We start from the raw sequence: 19,589 nt of genomic DNA, 5'->3' as shown, positions 1-19,589 counted from the left end.
GTATCAACGATGTAAATCTGGTCGGACCGGGTCAGGAAAGGGGAAACCCCATGTCAGTCCCCCGCCGCAACTTCCTCAAAGCCACCGTCGCGACCGGTCTGGCCGCCGGCATCGGAGCCCAGGCCACGCAGGCCACCGCCGAAGCCGCGACCGCCGCCGTCTCGCCCTATGTCGCCAACCGGGCGCCACTGCTGCCCGCTCCCCTGCTGCGGCTCCCACCCGGCTCCGCGAGGGCCGGCGGCTGGCTGGCCACCCAGCTCCGCAAACAGCTCGACGGGCTCAACGGCCGATACCAGGAGGTGTCGCACTACCTCGCGTTCGACAACACCGGCTGGACACGCCCCGCGCTGAAAGGCTGGGAGGAGGTGCCGTACTGGCTGCGCGGGTACGGCGACCTCGGCTACGTCACCGGCGACGCCCGCGTCCTGGCCGACACGCGCCGCTGGATCGACGCCGTCCTCGCCACCCAGGCCCCGGACGGCTACTTCGGACCGTCCGAACTGCGCACCCGGCAATCCGGTCACGCGGATCTGTGGCCGCACATGCCGATGCTGCACGCGCTGCGCTCGTACGAGGAGTACACAAAGGACACTCGCGTCGTCCCGTTCCTCAGCCGGTACTTCCGGTTCATGGCGGCACAACCGACGTCCGTGTACACCGACGGCTGGGGGCACACCCGCTGGGCCGACACGATCGACGTCGTCCACTGGCTCTACAACCGCACCGGCGAGGCGTTCCTGCTCGACCTGGTCCGCACCATCCACCGGCACTCGGCGAACTGGGTGGACAACCTGCCGACCGGGCACAACGTCAACATCACCCAGGGCTTCCGCGAACCGGGCCAGTTCTGGGTCCTCTCCGGCGATCCCGCGCACCGCGCGAGCGCCTACGCGAACTACGACCGGATCCAGGGCCGCTACGGCCAGTTCCCGGGTGGCGGCTTCGCCGGTGACGAGAACGTCCGGCCCGGCTACGACGACCCGAGGCAGGGCTTCGAAACCTGCGGGATCGTCGAGTACATGATGAGCCACGAGATCCTCGCCAGGGCCACCGGCGATCCCGTCTGGGCCGACCGCGTCGAGGAACTCGCGTTCAACCTGCTTCCGGCCGCGCTGGACCCGGCCGGGCGGAGCATCCACTACGTGACGTCCGCGAACGGGATCCAGCTCGACAGGCGGCCGAAGTCGTTGAGCCAGTTCGACAACGACTTCGCCATGCAGGCCTACGAACCGGGCATCGACAATTACCGCTGCTGCCCGCACAACTACGGGATGGGCTGGCCGTACTACGTCGAGGAGATGTGGCAGGCCACGGCGGGCGGCGGTCTCTGCGCGATGCTGTACGGCGCGTCCACGGTGACCGCGAAGGTCGCGGGCGGCACCTCGGTGACCGTCACCCAAGCGACTACCTACCCGTTCTCGGACACCATCACCTTCACCTTCTCGCTGCCGAAACCGACGGAATTCCCTTTCCAGGTCAGGATCCCCGGCTGGTGCCCGGCCCCGGCGCTGTCGGTCAACGGCGGCGCGGTCGCGGTGAGCAGCGGCCCGCGCTACGAAACCGTCCGCCGGGTCTGGCGCACCGGCGACCGCGTCACCCTGCGGCTGCCGATGACCACCCGCACGCGGACCTGGGCACGCAACCACGACTCCGTCTCGGTCGACCGCGGACCACTGACGTACTCCCTCGCGATCCAGGAGAACTGGAGCCGGGTCGCGGGCGACGAGCAATGGCCGGTCCACGAGGTCCGACCCGGATCGGCGTGGAACTACGGCCTGGTGCCGCAGGCCGCGTTCACCGTCGTCACGACGGGCGGGAACCCGCTCGACCCGTTCACCCCGGCGAACAGCCCGGTCCGGCTCACCGCCGACGCCCAGCGCATCGACGGGTGGCAGGCGGGCGAGCAGGACGTGATCGACGAACTGGCCGACAGCCCGGTCGCCGTGAACACCCCGGTCCAGCGCGTCACCCTGATCCCGATGGGCGCGGCGCGGCTGCGGGTGACGTCGTTCCCGACGACCGGCGGTTCGCGGCCCTGGCGGTCCGGCTGGACCAGGATCGAGAACCGCAACTCCGGCAAGCTCCTCGCCGTCGACCGGATGTCCACCGCGGACTCCGCGCAGGTCGTCCAGTTCCACGACAACGGCACCGCGGACCATCTGTGGCGGCTGCTGGACAACGGCGACGGCTGGTTCCGCGTCAAGAACCGCAACTCCGGCAAGGTCCTCGGCGTCGATCTGATGTCGACGGCGAACTCGGCGCGGGTCGTGCAGTTCGACGACAACGGCACGGCGGACCACCTGTGGCGCTTCCTGGACAACGGGGACGGCTGGTTCCGGCTGCAGAACCTCAATTCCGGCAAGGTCCTCGGCGTGGACCTGATGTCCACGGCGGATTCGGCGATCGTCGTCCAGTTCGACGACAACGGGACCGCCGACCACCTGTGGCGCCTGCTGGACTGACCCGCTATTCCTTCGGGAGGCTCCTGCTCGCGGCGTCCGCGATCTTCCGCACGATGAGCGGCTGCCCGTCCGGCGACTTCACCGTCGGGTTGACCGAGTACGCCACGACCCTGGACAGGTTCTGGGTGGCGAAGATCCCGCTCGCGTAGCCGTACCGGCTGCCGGTCTTCCCCCAGACGGTGATCCCGTTCAGCTCCAGCTTCATCAAGCCCTGGCTGTAGCTCGCCGGACCGCTGCCGTCGAACATGGGCACCTGGGGAACGGCGAACAGCCGCGGCATCATGGCGGGGCCGATCAGCCGGCCCTGGAACAGGCCGGTGATGAACTCGCCGAGGTCCTCGGCCGTGGAGATGATCGCGCCGGCCGCACCGGGGATGGACTGGTTCATCTCGGTGACGTCGACGAGTTTCCCGTCCACGTCCAGGTAACCGCGGGCGGCCGGGTTCGGCAGGCGCGGGTCGTCCTCCGGGTAGTAGGTGCGCCAGAGGCCGAGCGGGACGGTGATGCGATCGCGCAGGTTGCGCGCGTAGGACTGTCCCGTCACCGTTTCGACGAGCATCCCCGCGGTGACGTACGCGGTGTTCGTGTACTTCTGCGCCGTGCCGGGCCGGAAGTCGATCGGGTGGCGCAGCGCGGTGTCCACGACCTGGCGCGGGCTCCAGTGCTCGTAGCGGTGCGCGAGGATCCACTCCGGATCGTAGAGACCGGGGATGTCCACCGACGGCAGCCCGGAGGTGTGGTCGAGCAGGGTGCGCACCGGCACCGGCGGATAGTCCGCCGGGAGCACCCCGGGCAGATACCGCTGGACCGGCTGTTCGAGGTCGATCCGGTGTTCCTGCGCCAGTTGCAGCACCATGACCGCGGTGTAGACCTTGGTCGTGCTGCCGATCCGGAAGAACCCGTCCGGCCGGACCGGGGCGTGCGTGCGGACGTCGGACACCCCGGAGGTGCCGGACCAGGACCCCGAGTCGCCGGTGACCCGGACCAGCGCGCCCGTCGTTTCCTTGTCCGGCAGGCCCGCGATCGCCGCCGACAACGCGGCGGGGTCGGGCTTTCCGAGGTCGGACGCCGCGGCGGCCGGCACCGAGGTGAAGGCCGCCGCGACGGCGACAACTGCTGCTGTGACAATCACTCGTTTCATGTCACACATGATGTCCACCCGGGACGGCGGGGACATCGGGGAAACCCCTGGGATCAGAAGATCAGGGTCACTCCACGGTGACGGACTTCGCGAGGTTCCGGGGCTTGTCGATGTCGTGGCCGAGGATCAGCGCGGCGTGGTAGGCCAGCAGCTGCAGCGGGATCGTGAGCAGGATCGGGTCGAGTTCCGGCTCCGAACGCGGAACCACGAACCGCGGCACGTCGAGATCGCCGAAGTCCACGGTGTCGTGCGTGATCGCCAGGACCTGTCCCTTGCGCGCCTTGATCTGCTGCATCGCGGCGAGGTTGCGGTCGGCGAGGTCGTCGGACGGCACGATCGCGACCGTCGGCAGCGCCTCGTCGATCAGCGCGAGCGGGCCGTGCTTGAGTTCCGAGGTCTGGTACGCCTCCGCGTGGCGGTACGAGATCTCCTTGAACTTCTGCGCGCCCTCCCGCGCCACCGGGAAGCCCCGGACGCGGCCGATGAAGAACAGGCTCCGCGCGTCCGCGCAGATCTTCGCGTGCTCGGCGATCTGGGACTCCGCCTCGACGATGGCGGCGACCTGCGCGGGCAGGGCCCGCAGCGCCGCGACGATCCGCTGTCCGTCCGCGTTGGACAGATCGCGGACCCGGCCCAGCGCCAGCGCGATCATCGCGAAGCCGACGGCCATGTTGGTGAGCGCCTTGGTCGACGCGACGGCGATCTCCGGACCGGCGTGCAGGTACAGGCCGCCGTCGCAGGCCCGCGCGATCGTCGAGCCGACGACGTTGACGAGGCCGACCACGCGGCCGCCCTTGCGCTTGACCTCTTCGACGGCGAACGCGGTGTCCGCGGTCTCGCCGGACTGGCTGACCGCGATGTAGAGCGTGTCCGCTTCGATGATGGGGTTGCGGTAGCGGAACTCGGACGCGGCCTCCGCGTCGGCCGGGACCCGCGCCAGGTCCTCGATCATGGTCGCGCCGATCTGGCCCGCGTAGTACGCCGAGCCGCAGCCGAGGATCTTCACCCTCGCGAAACCGCGCAGATCACGCGGGGTCAGGTTCAGACCGTCCAAACGGGACACTCCGAACCGGTCGTCGAGCCTGCCCCGGATCATGCGCTCCAGGCATTCCGGCTGCTCCTGGATCTCCTTGTACATGTAGTGCTGGTGACCGCCGAGGTCCAGGTCGTCGGCCTGGATGTCGATCGCGGTCGCGGCCTTGCCGGTGTCGCTCTCGTCGACGGTGAAGGTGCGGTAGCCCGTGGCCGAGACGCTGGCGAACTCGCCGTCGTCGAGGTGCACCACCTGCGAGGTGTGCCGGACCAGCGCGGACAGGTCGCTGGCCACGAACATCTCCCGGTCGCCGACGCCGATGATCAGCGGCGAACCGTTCCGCGCGACCACGACGCGGTCGGGGCGCTCGGTGTCGGTGACCGCGATCGCGTAGGTCCCGGTGACGCGGGAAACGGCTTCGACGACGGCGTCTTCGAGGGTCTTCGCGTTCGACCTCGCGATGAGGTGGGCGAGCACCTCGGTGTCGGTCTCGGAGGTCAGCGTCACCCCGGCCTGGCCGAGTTGCTCGCGCAGGGCGTCGGCGTTGTCGATGATCCCGTTGTGCACCACGGAGATCCGGCCGTCCTCGGAGACGTGCGGATGCGCGTTCGCCTCGGTCGCCGGGCCGTGCGTCGCCCACCTGGTGTGCCCGATGCCGACCTTGCCCGCGAGCCGCTTCGGCAGGGCCGCGGTCAGGTTCCGCACCCGCCCGACGATCCGGTGCACCTGGGCGCCTTTACCGCCCAGGACGGAGATCCCGGCGGAGTCGTAGCCGCGGTACTCCAGCCGCGTCAGCCCCTCGATCAGGATCGGGGCGGCGTTCTGGCCGCCGATGTAGCCGACGATTCCGCACATGACGAGTCAACCTCACAAAGAAAACGGACGGGATACGCGAAGACCGGGCGTTCCGTCAGCCGTAGACGATGCGGCGCAGTTGCCGCTCGGACAGGTCGGGAGGCGCGACGAGACGACGGCTCAGCTCCGCGGCGACGAGCGGGAAGATCTCGGGGTTCTTCCTGCCCTCGGCCTGCAACTGGGCGTGCCTCGACCGGACGTACTGCTCGACCGGCTGCCGGTAGAACGCCAGGACGTCCTCGACCACGCGGGCGGCGATGGCCGTCGACAGACCCGTCGACAAGGCCACCTGCTCGACGATGTCCGCGTCCTCCACTGGACCCATCATGCACATCGAGCCCTCGAAGCGCCAGTTCTTGCCCGAAATCGGGCAAGAACTGCTAGTTGTGCGAAGTCAGGATCGACCTAACCAGGCCGGTGACCAGATCCGCCCGCTCCGCCATGAACTCGACCAGCAGGTACTCGTGATCCGCGTGGGCACCACCCCCGACAGCGCCCAGCCCGTCGAGGGTCGGGACGCCGATCGCGGCCGTGAGATTTCCGTCGCTCCCGCCTCCGACGGCCGCGCCATCGACCCCGGGCAGCAGCCGTTCCGCGACGGCGAAGAGGTCCGCGGCGGCGGATTCGGGCATCGGAGGCCGGTGGATCCCGCCTCGCAGCTCGATTTCCGCCCCGTCGAGACGCGGGGTCAGCGCGGCGAACCCGGCCTCGACGCGCTCCTTCTCCTCAGTGGACTCGACCCGGACGTCGACCACGACGGTCGCGGACGCGGGCACGACGTTGCTCGCGGTTCCCGCCGAAGCGACGGTCGGCGTGACGCTGGTCCCGGCCTCGGGCCGGTCGAGCTCGACGATGGCGAGCACCTGATGCGCGGCTTCGGTGAGCGCGTTGACCCCGGCCTCCGGTTCGAGGCCGGCGTGCGACGCCCGGCCGGTGATGACGACCTCGAAGGTGCCGCATCCCTTGCGGCCGATCTTGAGACCGCCGCCGTCGGCCGCGCCCTCGAACACGAGCACCGCGCCGCACGCGCGGGCGCGATCCTCGATCAGCGCCCGGGACGCGTGCGACCCCGTTTCCTCGTCGGCGGTCACCAGGATCTCGACGCCGGTCAGGTCGTCGAGCGCCGCCAGGCCGTGGATCGCCTGCACCAGTCCGCCGAGCATGTCGAACACACCGGGGCCGGTCACCCGGCCGTCGCGCACCGCGAACGGACGCCGGGCCAGCGTGCCGATCGGGAACACGGTGTCGTGGTGCCCCAGGATCAGCACGCGGGGCTCACCGCCGCCGGACCACCGGACATGCGGCCCCGCGGCGCTTTCCACCAGGGTCGCCGTCCCGCCCAGACGGGACTCGATGATGGTGGCCACCGCCCGGGCCGACGCCGTCAGCGCCTCGATGTCACCCGAAGGCGACTCGATTTCGACGAGCGTCCTGAGGTCTTCGATCATCGCGTCGACAGTCATGCGGACACTTTCTCAGGCGACTCCGGCGGGGACGGTCTCGTCCTCGCTCAAGCGTTCCGTCTTGGTCCAGCTGTTGCGGCGGGCCAGCACGCGGAACAGCGCCCGCCAGGTCGCGATCACGCCGAGCACCAGGAATCCCGGATAGAGGAGGCCCGCGAGCAGGCACCGGTGCAGCGGTTCCTCACCGAGCCGCAGCCGGTGCACGACGGCCCACACCAGACCGGGCACCAGCAGCACGACCACGCCGAGCAGGGCCGCGCCCGGCAAGGCCGACGGCGGCGCGATCAACCCGCCCAGCGTGACACCCGACCAGGAAGCGACCAATGTGCCCACGAACAACAGGGAAACCACCAAGGACAACGGCACCGTCAACCACGGTGTCACGAGATAGGCGAGGAAGTCCAAAAGACCGATACTGCCCACATGCCGCGATGCCAGCAATTTTCGCAAATGCCTCGCGCATTGCAGATTTCCCTGCGCCCATCGGGTGCGTTGCCGTAACAACCTCGGCAGATCGACGAGGCCTTGCTGGGTCACCCAGGCCGATTTCACATAACGCATCCGGATACCCGCGACGTGCAGCCTCAGCCCGAGTTCGAGATCCTCGACAAGACAGTCCGACCACGGCGCGGGATCGAAGCGGCGCAGCACCCCGAGTCTCGAGAATTGCCCGTTTCCGCCCATTCCGACACTGCCCGCGAGATCGCGCAGGCTTTGCGACGCGTCGGCGACCGCGCCGAACTCCAAATCCTGCAGCAAAGCGAGCACGCTGCGCCGGTTGTGAATACGCACCCGGCATTGCACGGCACCGACCCCGCGGTCGCCGAACACGTCGGCCACCTCGCGCAGCATGCCGGGGCTGCCCCGGCCGTCACCGTCGATGATGCCGACGATCGTCTTCGGCACGCTTCCCTCGGCTTCGCACAACCGGAGGATGTAGCGGTAGCCGGCGTTCAACGCCTCACCCTTGCCCTGCCGGGCCTGCGGGAGCTCGCGGCGCAGGACGTGCAGGCGCGGATCCGTCACCTCGCGGAGGACGTCCGGCGTGCCGTCGTCCGAGCCGTCGTCGATGACCAGGACGCGCACCGGGTTTCGTTCCGTGCCAAGCGAAAGCGCGTTTCGGACGGTGTTTCCGACCACGCGCTCCTCGTTGAGCGCCGGGATGACGATCCAGAACTCCAGCCCCTCGCCGCGTGCGGCCGCCGACCGGCGCGGACGTCCGGTGCGCCACGCGAACGCCGCGAGCAGGATGTTGTGCGCCGGCCACCACAGAAGCAACAACGTCATGGTCGCGGCGAAGGCGGGATTGGTCATCGGCGGGTGGTTCAGTCCTTCAGGCGAAGGTGCAGCGAACGCGCCATGAGCAGCAAGGCGACCGTCCCGATCACCATCGCGAGCACGGTGCTCACCGTCGCGCCTGCCATCGTCGCGCCGATTCCGAGCGCGGAAACCTTGACCGGGCCCACCGGCACCATCGACATGTCTTTCCTTCGGACAGGGGGCGCCACAAACATCTACTCACAGTTTTCATACCGTGAGTACGGGGTCACCCAGGGAAGCGATATTCAGCCTTTCGGGTGGGTACAGTACCCCGTCTGTGTTAACGTTCGCGGGCGACGATCCCCCGTAAAGGTGACCATCAGCTAGTGATCCTCGCCTCACCTACCACTCTTTCGTGACTTCAACGACGAATTCACGCCGTACCTCAGCGCGAACCGGAAGAAGGACCAGGTGCGTAACGCACAGAACGAGACCGACGTCATGCCCGAAATCTGGCTGGTCGCCGGAACCCGCCCGGAAGCCGTGAAACTCGCTCCGGTGGCCAGGGCATTGACGTCCGCGGGCCGGATGCGGCCCGTGGTCGTCGCCACGGGGCAGCATCCGGAAATGGTCGGCCAAGCCTTGGCGACCTTCGGCTTGACGGCGGATGAAAACCTGACCCTGAACAGGCGAACGGGTTCCCAGCCGGAACTCCTGTCCGGCCTTCTCACCGGTCTCGAAGAAGTAGCGGATCGGCGCCCGCCCGCCGCCGTGGTCGTCCAGGGCGACACCACGACCACCTTGGCCGGGGCGCTCGCCGCGTTCTGGCGCCGCGTCCCCGTCGTGCACCTCGAAGCGGGGCTCCGCTCGTTCGACCTGGGCGCGCCGTTTCCCGAGGAGCTCAACCGGAAACTGGTGAGCCAGACGGCCGCGCTCCACCTGGCACCGACCCCCGACGCTGCCGCGAACCTGCGCGCCGAAGGGGTGCCGGAGCAGAACGTGCTCGTCGCGGGGAACACCGTCGTCGACGCGATCCTCACGGTGACGGACAAATCCACCACGGTGCACAACCCGGAATTGGCGACACTGCTCGAAAACGCGACCCGCGGCGCGGTCAAACTGATGCTGGTCACCCTTCACCGCCGCGAATCCTGGGGCGAGCCGATGCGCCGAGTGCTGCGCGCGGTGACGGAACTGATGGCCGCGGATCCGGAACTGCGGGTGGTGCTTCCCGCGCATCCGAACCCGGAGGTGCGGAGCCTGGTCCGCGAGGAACTGGCGGGCACACCGGGCGCGCTGATCACCGGCCCCCTGCCCTATCCCGAACTGGCCGCGACGCTGGCCGCCAGCACGCTCGTGCTCTCCGATTCCGGTGGCATCCAGGAAGAAGCCCCGACTTTCGGTGTCCCGGTCCTGGTGCTCCGTGACGTCACCGAGCGCATGGAGGCCGTGAACGCCGGCTGTGCCCTGCTCGTCGGCACCGACCGCGACAAGATCGTCTCCACGGCGAAGGAACTGCTGAGCGACCCGGCGGCGCGCACGCGGATGATGAGCAGCGGCAACCCCTTCGGCGACGGCGTCGCCGCCGAGCGGACCGAGCAGGCGCTCGCGTATCTGCTGGGCCTGGCCCCGGACCTGCCCGCCCCGTTCCGGCCCGCCGACGCGAGCGAACTGGCCGAGGTCTGACCCGATGACGAAGGACAAGGGCGGGCAGCGGTTCCGCTTGCCCGCTTGGTTTCGGCTCGCCGTCGTCGCGGTCGTCGCCGTCACCGTCGCCGTGGTCGTGCTCGTCCAGGTCACCGAGGCGGATCCGGTCACGGCCTCGCCGCCCGCCACGCCGGTGCCGCTCGCCGGCCGCCTTCCCGAGGCGGCCAAGGCGGGAATGCCCGGTCCCGGCGGCGACCCGGACCGCAAGACCCTCGTGCTCTACGACGACGGACGCAAGAAGGACGGGACCACGTCCCCGCCCGAAGAGGTCCGGACGGCCGAGGCGTACGCGATGTTCACCGCGAACCTCGTTTCCCGCGGCACCGCCTGGACGATGCAGCCCGCCGCCGACTACCGGGCCCGGCAGGCGAACGACTTCCAGGCCGTCGTCTATCTCGGCTCGGTCTCCGACGCGGCGCTGCCGAAGGCGTTCCTCGAGGACGTCACGGCGGCTCGGATCCCCGTGGTCTGGATCGGGGCCAACATCTGGCAACTGCGCGCCATCCCCGGCTGGCGTGCGGAGGGTTACCGCGACGACAACCCCACCACGGTCACCTACAAGGGCACTCCGCTGCGCCGCGATCCCCGTTCGGGCACCGGGGTCGTCGCGATCGACGTCCGGGACTCGACGAAAGTCCAGATCCTGGCCGAAGCGAGCGCTCCGGGCGGCACGCCGTCACCCTGGGCAGTCCATTCAGGACAGTTGACGTACGTGGCCGAAGTTCCTTACGCGTACGCCGAAGCGCAGGACCGCTACCTCGCCGCGGCCGACATCCTGCTGGGTGTCCTGTCGCCGCAGGCGCCGAACCGGCACCGCGCGCTGATCCGGCTCGAAGACGTCGGCCCGCGCACCAAACCCGAAGAACTCCGCCGGGTCACGGACTTCCTCATCCGCGAGAAGATCCCGTTCTCCCTCGCGGTCTACCCGTACTACTCGGATCCCCAGGGCCGGGCCAACGACGGCGAGCCGACGTCCGCGCGGCTGGTGGACTCGCCGGATCTGGTCGACGTGCTCAAGGAATCCGTCCAGGCGGGCGCGACGCTGGTCATGCACGGCTACAGTCACCAAAGCGACAACGGCCCGAACCCGTACGACGGGGTGAGCGCGAGCGACTTCGAGTTCTACAAGTCCAGCGTCGACGGCGACGGCGTCGTGCGCATGGACGGACCGATGCCCGAGGACTCGGTGCGCTGGTTCGACGGCCGCATCGCGACCGGGCTCGGGGAATTCAAGCGGGTGGGCCTCCCGGAACCGACGATGTTCGAGTTCCCGCACTACGGCGGTTCCGCCGTGGACTACCAGCGGACCACCGAACTCTTCCAGGCCCGCTACGACCGCGGCAGCTACTACGCGGGTTTCTGCCCCGGCGGCCGCTGCGGGTCGACGGCCACGGCGACGACGGAACAGGTGTACGGCCAGTTCTTCCCGTACCCGGTGCGTGACGTCTACGGCGCGAACGTCGTCCCCGAGAACATCGGCAACGTGGCACCCGTCGCGTTCAACCAGCATGCCTCCCGCACCGCCGTGGACATGCTCGCCGACGCCCAGAGCGCGCTCGTCGTCCGCGACAACGTCGCGAGCTTCTTCTACCACCCGTTCCTCGGCGAGGGTGGCCTGCGGGACCTGGTGAACTCGTTGCGGGCACTGGGGTACCGCTTCGCCGCACCGGCGGAAATCCTCGGCGACTGAGCCGGAGCTGTGCCGCGCCCGGGTACAGAAGGCGGTGTCGCGAAAGCCACTTTCGGGACACCAGGTGCCGCGAAAGTGGCTTTCGCGACACACGAGGCTCGGGGACGGGCGCCTGGCAGGGGCACCACGCGCGACTTCCCGCCACCGCGTTTCCGCGCCTCCGACTGGGCGAGAACGGGTTGCGAAAGCCACGTTCGCAACGTTGAAGGTTGCGAACGTGGCTTTCGCGACACGCCCTCCCCAGACCACGCCGGACCGCGACGGGTCAAGCGGGTCGTGAGTGGTAAGTGTCGTTAGAACGGCACTTACCACTCACGACCACCCCGACCGACTCGCCACAGGACACCTCCGGCTGAGCATAGGATCGGGGTCATGCTCGAGAACCTGCTCACGCCGGAGACCAGGACCGATCCGTACCCGTTCTACCGTCAGGTCTTCGACCGCGGCCCGGTGTTCGAGGCCGCCGACCGGTTCTTCGTGGTGAGCGGGTTCGAGGAGGCGTCCGCGCTGCTGAAGAACCCCGCGTTCGGGCATTCCGAACCGGAGGTGCTGCCGGATCCGCACGAGAACGAGCCGGTGGACGACCAGGGCCGGGTGGTCCGGTCGTTCCTCGCGCTCGACCCGCCCGATCACACGCGGCTGCGACGCCTGGTGTCCAAGGCGTTCACGCCGAGGATGGTCGAACAGCTCGCCCCGCGGGTCGAAGAGCTGGCGAAGGAACTGGTCTTCAAAGCGCTCGAAATGGGCGAATTCGACCTGATGACCGAGGTCGCGAAGCCGCTGCCGGTCGTCGTGATCAGCGAGCTGCTCGGGGTTCCGCTGGCCGACCGCGACCGCTTCGAGGGCTGGTCGGACGCCATGGGGCGCGCGCTCGACCCGGCGTTCCTGATCGCGAAGGAGACCTTCGCCGCGGCCGTCGCCGCCCGCCGCGAGTTCGTCGCCTACTTCCGTGAGCTGGCGAAGGAACGCCGGAAGCGGCCGACCGGCGACCTGTTCTCCGACCTGGTTTCGGTGTCCGACGAGGGCGACAGGCTCAGCGAGGGCGAGCTGGTGATCACCGCGATGCTCCTGCTGGTCGCCGGGCACGAGACGACGACCAACCTGATCGGCAACGGGGTCCTCGCCCTGCTGGACAACCCGGAGCAGCACCGGAAACTGGCCGAGGACCACTCGAAGGTCCCGAACGCGGTCGAAGAGATGCTCCGGTTCGACTCCCCCGTCCAGCTGACCATGCGGATCGCCTTGCGGGACACGACCATCGGCGGCCTGTCCGTCGGCGAGGGCGCTCAGGCGATCGTGTTGCTGGGGGCGGCCAACCGCGACCCGCGCGCGTACGAGCGGCCGGACAGCTTCGACGTCGACCGTCCCTCGCCGAGGCATCTCGCGCTGGGACAGGGCATCCACTTCTGTCTCGGCGCCCCGCTGGCGCGGTTGGAAGGCCGGACCCTGTTCGAAACGCTGCTCGGTACCGGCCGCGCCTTCCGGCGGACGGCCGATCCGGTCTGGGTGAAGCAGGTGACGCTGCGCGGGATGGAAAGCCTGCGGCTCGAATTCGCCTGACGGGGCGGAAAGTCCGGTTCTCGACCTTTGACGGTTGCCGACCGGCGCCGGACTGCGCATGCTTTGCGCCAACCCGGCGTCGGTGGGGGTGCCATGTACCAGGAACGCGAGGAGCCCAGCGTACGGCGAACGGTGCCGGACGCGGTCAGGTCCGGACCATTCCATCGTGCGCTTTCCGAAGCGGTGGAGCACCGCGGGCTTTCCCTGTCCCGTATCCGCGCGCATCTGGCGGCACGCGGTGTCCCCGTGGCCGAATCGACCTTGAGCTACTGGCAGCGCGGGCTCCGGCATCCGTCGACGCCACGCTCGCTCGACGTCGTCCGCGCGCTCGAAGCGGTGCTGGGGCTGCCGCCGGACAGCCTGGTCGTGCTGATCGGCCCGCAGCGGCGGTCAGGGGGCGACGACCGCCGACCCTCGGTGGCGGAACTGCGGCAGAGCTGGGCCGAAACCTGCTCGCTGATGGACGAACTGAGCGAATCACCCGGCGCGGTGGGAAACGCGAAACTCGACGTGGTGACCGTCGTCGACGTGCTGACCATGACCGGGCAAGGCCGGGCCTCGGAGATCACCTCGACCATGGTGGTGCGGGCGCGAGAGCCCGGCGCGGACGGCTTCGTGGTGACTCATCAGGACGAAGACGGCACCGACATGGAAGCCACGACGGTCGTCGCCACCGAGGGCTGCCGGAGAGGCAGGGTGCGCCGGAGCACCACGTCACCGGGGATGGTGTTCGAGCTCCTCTTCGACCGCAGCCTGGCCGAAGGAGAAACGCACACCTTCGCGTTCACCTTGCGCCTGGCCGCTTCGGTCCGGGCCACCTGTTTCCACCGGACGGTGCGGGCCCGCATGTCGGCGTACCTGCTCCGGATGCGCTTCGACCCCGCCTCGATCCCGGCCCGCTGTGTCAAAACCGTGCGGGAGCGCGAAGAACTGGCTCCCGTGGTCAGCGAGCCGCTGCATCCCGGCCCGGGTGCGACGGTCAGCGCCTACTTCGAGGACCTCGATGTCGGGATCGCGGGGATCGACCTCATCTGGGAGTGAGACGGCGTTTCCGCCACACCGTGACCAGCACGAGCCCGATCCCGGCGACGCCGGCGGCGATCAACCCGGCCAAGATCGACACAGGTATGCCGGTGTCGACGGCCGCGGGCGGGGCGGCCTGCGCGAAGCCGATCCCGCCGTCGCGCTGGTAGTCGGATCCCGGCAGCTTGTCGGCGTAGCGACCGTGGACGTTCCGCTGGTACTCGGAAAGCGGGAGGAGCTTGCCCACCGGCGACTGCGGCAGGCTCGCTTGCAGCAGCACCACGCCGTCGGGGCGCAGTTCGTACCAGCCGTTGATCTGGGGTTCGTTGAGCAGCACCGAACCGGGCCGGAGCCGCGCGCTCAGGGACTCTTCGTCGTTCCCGGAGAACACGCTCGCGGCGACCCACTTCCCCGGGCCTTCCGGCATCGCCTGCAAGGTCGCCTTCTGACCGGAATCGGCGGTGGCCGTCACGGCGACGGACCTCAGCACGCCCGCCGGCGCGCCCGCGATGCCCCTGACGAAATCGGGATTGAGGGTGTAGACCGGGAAACCCTTCTCCCCCATGGTGATCCGTTGCGGTTCGATGTGGTCGACCTGCCGGAAGTTCGATCTCGCGAGCCCGATCGCGTCAGGCTGCGCTGCGACGCTCACGGCGGCCGCGAGATCGCCGGCCGAGGGCGCGACGACGTTCTCGCTCGCCGAAGCGGGCAGCGTGGCGGGGAGCAGCGTCGCGACGGCGACCGCGAGACATCCGGAGAACTTCCGGCAGATCGTGTTCATGACCGCGTCTCAGCCCTTCCGGATGTTGACGATGGTGTCGTTCCAGCGGAACTGGCCGTTGCTGCGGTACTGGTTGTAGTTCCAGGTCTGGTAGCGCTGGTACGTCGGCCACGGGTCACCGACCATGATCGACTGGTTCGCCGAGTCGTAGCCGTAGATCACCTCGGCGTGGCCGCCTCCCGAGGTCCAGTAGATCCCCGTCAGGTTCAGGATCCCGGAGTCGACCTGGCTGACGACCGAGTTGAAGCTGATCGGCCCGCCCGCGTCCTGCGCGGAGAAACCGGTGCCGCGGAAACCGCGGACGATCTCGGGGATCTGGGCCGCCTGGTTCGGGCAGTACCCGGCCGAGGTGCCCTTGCCCGCGGCGCAGAACTGGGCCTGCGTGGCGGTGCCGCCCTGCGACCGCTCGATGCTCGAACCGTCCGCGGCCCAGCACCACTGGTTCTGCTGCTGGACCTGCTGGGTGTAGTTCAGCTGCTTGGAAGCGAGCGTCGACGCGACCGTGAGCGCGTTCCCCGCGACCGGTGCGACCTCGCGGACCTGGGTGTGGGTCTGGGTCTTGATCAGGCCGGTGGGGCGGTCCCCGGCGTCGCCGGGCTGCGCGAGGGCGGTGGCGGGCAGCATGCTCAGCGCGAAGACGGCGGCTCCGGTGGCCAGTACGGCCCTCGAAAGGCTCTTCACAGATGTCTCCTTTGACACGGGGATGGGGAGATCAACCGTGCGCCGCGCCGGCTCCGGGGACAACGCCCTCACCGGACGCGAAGGAACCCCTGTGATCGTTCACAGATCCGAGGCGCGCTCGTGAGCCAGGAAACACCGGGTCCGCAGACGGCGGCACGTGGCCGCCGCGCAAGATTCACGGACCCTTCACAAGGACTGTGAATCCGGCACCGTTCAGGTCCTCGGGGTCGCGAGTGTGGTGGGCTTGCCGCGGCCTCGCAAGGTGACGGCCTCCGTCGCCTTCCAGTGTCCGGCTTCGGCCTCGTCCGCCGACTCGATCGCCGTCCACGAAGCGAGCAGCCGCGCTTCGACGTTCTTCGCCAGTTCGGTCAGCCGGGCGGCTTCGTTGACCGGATCGCCGATCACCGTGTACTCGAACCGCCGTAGGTCGCCGACGTTCCCGGCGACCACCTCGCCGGTCGCCACGCCGATCCCGGCCGGGCATTCCGGCACCTCCGCCGCCAGCCTGCGCGCGATCGCCCGGCCCGCGGACAACGCGAGGGTCGCATGGTCCTCCAGCCGCGCCGGCGCGCCGAAGATCGCGAGCGCGGCGTCGCCGACGAACTTGTTGACCAGCCCGTGGTTGTGGTCGACCTCGTCGACCACCACCGCGAAGAACCGGTTGAGCAGCCCGACGACCTCCTCGGGCGGACGGCTCGCGGCCAGCGCGGTCGAGCCGATCAGGTCGACGAACAGCACCGAAACCGTCCGCACGGTGCCGCCGAGTTCGGCGGTGGTGGTGCGCATCGCCTCGCTCGCGACGTCCTCGCCGACGTGCCTGCCGAACAGATCCCGCAAACGTTCGCGTTCGGCGAGACCGGCGGCCATCCCGTTGAAGCCCGCCTGCAGCAGGCCGAGTTCGGTGCCGTCGTAGACCGGGATCTCCACGGCGAAGTCACCGGCCCGGACCCGGCCCAGCGCGTGCTGCACCGACCGGATCGGGTTCACCACGGCGCGGGCGGTGAACACGGTCACCAGCAGGCCGAAGCACAGCACCACCAGCCCCAGCACGATCACGGAGACGGCGAGTTTCGTGGTCGACACGTCGCCGCGCACCCACGCCAGGATCGCCGTGACCACCAGCCCGGCCACTGGCACCCCGGTGCCGAGGCACCAGAACAGCAACATCCGCAGGTTGACCCCGCCGCTGAGCCGCCGCGCGGGCGAGGTGCCCGCCAAGGCCAAGGCCGCGTACGGCCGCAGGATGAATTCGCTCGCGAGGTAGGCGATCGCGCAGACGACCACTCCCGCGAACGCGACGACGAGCAGTTCGGTCAGCACGACCCGCGGCTGCACCAGTGCGGCCAGCGCGCCGAACACGACGGTCGCGACGCCCCACAGCACGGCTTGGACCAGCGTCAGGCGCAACGGCACCCGCAGGCTGGCGGCGCGTTCGGCGTCGGTCGGCGTCCGGCCTTCGGCCGCCCAGCGCAACGTCCGCAGCGCACCGCGGGTGCCCCACAACGCGCCCACGACGACGGCGGAGACCACGTAGACGGGGACCGCGATCGCGGTCACCCGGACGAGATCGCCGGACATGCCGGGAGCGGGCATGAGCAGCGCCGCCAGCCCGACCACGACCAGCGCGCCGATCACATTGGTCGCGATCAGCGTGCCGGTGAGCAGCCCTTGGACGCGGCGGCGCAGCACGGCCGTGTCCTGATCGAGCGGACCGAGCAGCCAGGAGCCGAACGGGCCTTGCCCGCGGCCCCGGACAGAGGAGTCGTTGTCTGGTCGCACCCGTTCCCGCCGTTCACCCGGTTTGAGTGAACGACTGTACACCGAACTCTTCGCGTTTCGTCCTCTGGATGCGGTCGTTGCGTGTGCAAGGACCGCATCCAGAGGACTGATCGCGGGGCGTCAGCCGACGTGGATACCCGGGCGCAGCGCCGGGTCACGCTCGCTGGTGCGGATGATCTCCCGGACCACCGGGGCGGTGTCCCCGTGCCCGAGGATCAGGTAGCGGAACAGATGCCCGAGCGGGTTGCCCTCGCTCCATTCGAAATGACACTGGGGCCGCACGCCGGTGTTGTCCCGCAAGGCGAGCAGGATGGCGGCGATCGAGTTCGGGACCGCGGGGCTTTCCGCGCGGAGCACGCGGAAACCCTCGATCTCGACACCGCGGACCTTCAGCACGTCGCTGAATCCGGACGGGTCGATGACGTCGATTTCGAGGAACAGGACGTCGGCGGCGCCCGGCACCGGGTTCAGGCCGCGCTGTTCGGCCTCCTTCGCCCGGTACTCGTCGCCGTCCCCGGCCTGGCGGCGGTTCGCGATGATGGTCAGCGCGCCGTCGTAAGCGATCGAGTCGGTGAGGAAACGGCGAGCGGGCTCGTCGAACTCGATGTGCTCCACCCGCAGTTCCGTGGTGCGGCTGACCCGCGAAACCAGCGAAACGACGATGATGCCGAGAATGAAGAACGCGGAAATGGTGAGACCGTCGGGCTTCTCGATGACGTTCTCCACCAAGGCGTAGATCAGGATCAGGGTCAGCACGGCGAACGCGATCGCGGCCTTGCGCTGACGCTTCTTCGCCGCGGAGATGGCCACGGCGACCGACGCGGACACCATCATCGCGAGGATCCCGGTGGCGTACGCCCCGGCCTGCGCGTTGACGTCGGCGTTGAAGATGATCGTCACGAGGATGCAGATCGCGGTGTAGACGAGCACCACCGGACGCACGGCGCGGGCCCAGTCCGGGGCCATCCCGTAGGCGGGCAGGTACCGCGGCACGATGTTGATCAGCCCGGCCATCGCCGACGCCCCGGCGAACCACAGGATCAGGATGCTGCTGATGTCGTAGGCGGTGCCGACCCACTCGCCGAGCAGTTCGTGCGCGAGGTACGCCAGCGCCCGGCCGTTCGCCTCGCCGCCCGGTTTGAACTTGTCCGCCGGGATCAGGACCGTGGTGACGAAACTGGTCGCGATCAGGTACACGGACATGATCAGCGCGGCGACGGTGAGCAGTTTGCGGGTGTTGCGGATCCGGTTCGCCAGCTTCTGCTCGGCGTTCTCGCCCTTGGCCGCGACGAGCGGCATCATGCTCACACCGGTCTCGAAACCGGACAATCCGAGCACCAGCAAGGGGAACGCCAGGATCGCCGGTCCGACGACACCGCCGAATCCGCCTCCGCCGGAGGTGAGCGCGTCGGTCCAGCGGTCGAGCGCGGCGGGCTCGGAGATCACCTCGCCGGCCCCGGCGACCACGACCACGGCGTTCAGCAGCAGGAACACCGCCACCAGCGGGATCGCGACCCCGACCGCCTCGCTGAACCCGAGCAGGAACACCCCGCCGAGGATCAGCAGCAGGATCACCGTGATCAGCACCGCGTGCCCGTGCAGGAAGGACGGCACGTGCGGGTTCTCCAGCGCGTGCACCGTGGCGTCGGCCGAGGACAGCGTGATGGTGATGATCCACGACGTCGCCACGAACCCGAGCAACACGAGGACGAACAGCTTGCCGCGCCAGAACGGCAGCAGGTTTTCGAGCATCGCGACCGACCCCTGGCCGTGCGGGCTCTCCTTCGCCACACGCCGGTACATCGGCAGCATGCCGAGCAGCGTGAGCGCGACGATCAGCAACGTCGCCAGCGGTGAGAGCGCGCCGGCGGCCAAGGCCGCGATGCCGGGCAAATACGACAAAGTGGAGAAGTAGTCCACGCCGGTGAGGCACATGACCTTCCACCACGACTGCGGGGTGGCGTGCTCCTCATGGCTTTCCGGCCCCACCGGCTGGACGCGGTGCTCCATCAGCCACCGGCCGACCTTGCTCGACGGCGCCGCCTGCCGGACCGGGCTGTCCACCCGTTCCGGAACGACGGATTCCGGTACCTCGGTCATGCCGTTTCCTCCCCGACTTTCGTGTGCGGGGCACAGCATGCCCGAACCGTTCAG

At 69.2% G+C, this 19,589-nt stretch carries 15 protein-coding genes; 5 read left to right on the top strand and 10 right to left on the bottom strand.

Annotation, left to right across the window (positions count from 1 at the left end):
• The first annotated feature begins 50 nt into the window (after positions 1-50).
• Positions 51-2,462 (top strand): beta-L-arabinofuranosidase domain-containing protein, encoded by a 2,412-nt coding sequence (locus B0293_RS15665; RefSeq protein ID WP_005156738.1) that lies wholly within the window; start codon positions 51-53, stop codon positions 2,460-2,462.
• Between the two features lie 4 nt (positions 2,463-2,466).
• On the opposite strand, the gene B0293_RS15660 is transcribed toward B0293_RS15665, so the two are convergent.
• The 6 genes from B0293_RS15660 to B0293_RS43705 form a co-directional block, all read right to left on the bottom strand.
• A complete protein-coding gene (locus B0293_RS15660; RefSeq protein ID WP_039917779.1) occupies positions 2,467-3,603 on the bottom strand; it encodes a serine hydrolase domain-containing protein in 1,137 nt (378 codons plus the stop codon).
• A gap of 67 nt (positions 3,604-3,670) precedes the next feature.
• Positions 3,671-5,491: a glutamine--fructose-6-phosphate transaminase (isomerizing) gene (gene glmS, locus B0293_RS15655; RefSeq protein ID WP_005156733.1), complete on the bottom strand. Its 1,821-nt coding sequence runs from the start codon at positions 5,489-5,491 to the stop codon at positions 3,671-3,673.
• Positions 5,492-5,546: 55 nt separating this feature from the next.
• Positions 5,547-5,819, bottom strand: coding sequence for a hypothetical protein (locus B0293_RS15650; protein WP_039917776.1), 273 nt, complete (start codon positions 5,817-5,819; stop codon positions 5,547-5,549).
• A 52-nt stretch (positions 5,820-5,871) separates the two neighbouring features.
• Positions 5,872-6,954, bottom strand: coding sequence for a M20 family metallopeptidase (locus tag B0293_RS15645; RefSeq protein ID WP_005156727.1), 1,083 nt, complete (start codon positions 6,952-6,954; stop codon positions 5,872-5,874).
• Positions 6,955-6,966: 12 nt separating this feature from the next.
• Positions 6,967-8,268: a glycosyltransferase family 2 protein gene (locus B0293_RS15640; RefSeq protein WP_005156724.1), complete on the bottom strand. Its 1,302-nt coding sequence runs from the start codon at positions 8,266-8,268 to the stop codon at positions 6,967-6,969.
• An 11-nt stretch (positions 8,269-8,279) separates the two neighbouring features.
• Positions 8,280-8,435 (bottom strand): hypothetical protein, encoded by a 156-nt coding sequence (locus B0293_RS43705; protein WP_005156722.1) that lies wholly within the window; start codon positions 8,433-8,435, stop codon positions 8,280-8,282.
• 250 nt (positions 8,436-8,685) lie between these two features.
• Between B0293_RS43705 and wecB the strand changes: the two genes are divergently transcribed.
• The 4 genes from wecB to B0293_RS15620 all read left to right on the top strand — a co-directional run bounded on the left by wecB (position 8,686) and on the right by B0293_RS15620 (position 14,212).
• Complete coding sequence (gene wecB, locus B0293_RS15635; protein WP_005156714.1) at positions 8,686-9,900, top strand: non-hydrolyzing UDP-N-acetylglucosamine 2-epimerase; 1,215 nt, start codon at positions 8,686-8,688, stop codon at positions 9,898-9,900.
• Between the two features lie 4 nt (positions 9,901-9,904).
• Positions 9,905-11,611 (top strand): DUF2334 domain-containing protein, encoded by a 1,707-nt coding sequence (locus B0293_RS15630; RefSeq protein WP_005156710.1) that lies wholly within the window; start codon positions 9,905-9,907, stop codon positions 11,609-11,611.
• 372 nt (positions 11,612-11,983) lie between these two features.
• On the top strand, positions 11,984-13,171 hold the full coding sequence (locus B0293_RS15625) for a cytochrome P450 (RefSeq protein WP_005156708.1): 1,188 nt from the start codon (positions 11,984-11,986) through the stop codon (positions 13,169-13,171).
• Positions 13,172-13,417: 246 nt separating this feature from the next.
• The gene (locus B0293_RS15620; protein ID WP_245820092.1) at positions 13,418-14,212 is read left to right on the top strand and encodes an XRE family transcriptional regulator; all 795 of its coding nucleotides are present in this window, start codon (positions 13,418-13,420) and stop codon (positions 14,210-14,212) included.
• Here B0293_RS15620 and B0293_RS15615 read toward each other — a convergent pair.
• The 4 genes from B0293_RS15615 to B0293_RS15600 form a co-directional block, all read right to left on the bottom strand.
• A complete protein-coding gene (locus tag B0293_RS15615; protein WP_005156699.1) occupies positions 14,199-14,975 on the bottom strand; it encodes a hypothetical protein in 777 nt (258 codons plus the stop codon). The genes B0293_RS15620 and B0293_RS15615 overlap by 14 nt on opposite strands.
• Positions 14,976-14,984: 9 nt before the next feature.
• A complete protein-coding gene (locus B0293_RS15610) occupies positions 14,985-15,656 on the bottom strand; it encodes a papain-like cysteine protease family protein (protein WP_005156698.1) in 672 nt (223 codons plus the stop codon).
• A gap of 213 nt (positions 15,657-15,869) precedes the next feature.
• Positions 15,870-17,435, bottom strand: coding sequence for an adenylate/guanylate cyclase domain-containing protein (locus B0293_RS15605; protein ID WP_039917770.1), 1,566 nt, complete (start codon positions 17,433-17,435; stop codon positions 15,870-15,872).
• A gap of 120 nt (positions 17,436-17,555) precedes the next feature.
• A complete protein-coding gene (locus B0293_RS15600; RefSeq protein WP_005156696.1) occupies positions 17,556-19,535 on the bottom strand; it encodes an APC family permease in 1,980 nt (659 codons plus the stop codon).
• Positions 19,536-19,589: the final 54 nt, after the last annotated feature.

This window comes from Amycolatopsis azurea DSM 43854 (assembly GCF_001995215.1).
GTDB classification, from domain to species: Bacteria; Actinomycetota; Actinomycetes; order Mycobacteriales; family Pseudonocardiaceae; genus Amycolatopsis; species Amycolatopsis azurea.
Note: the sequence above shows the minus strand (reverse complement) of the source record. Positions and strands in the feature narration are given on the sequence as shown.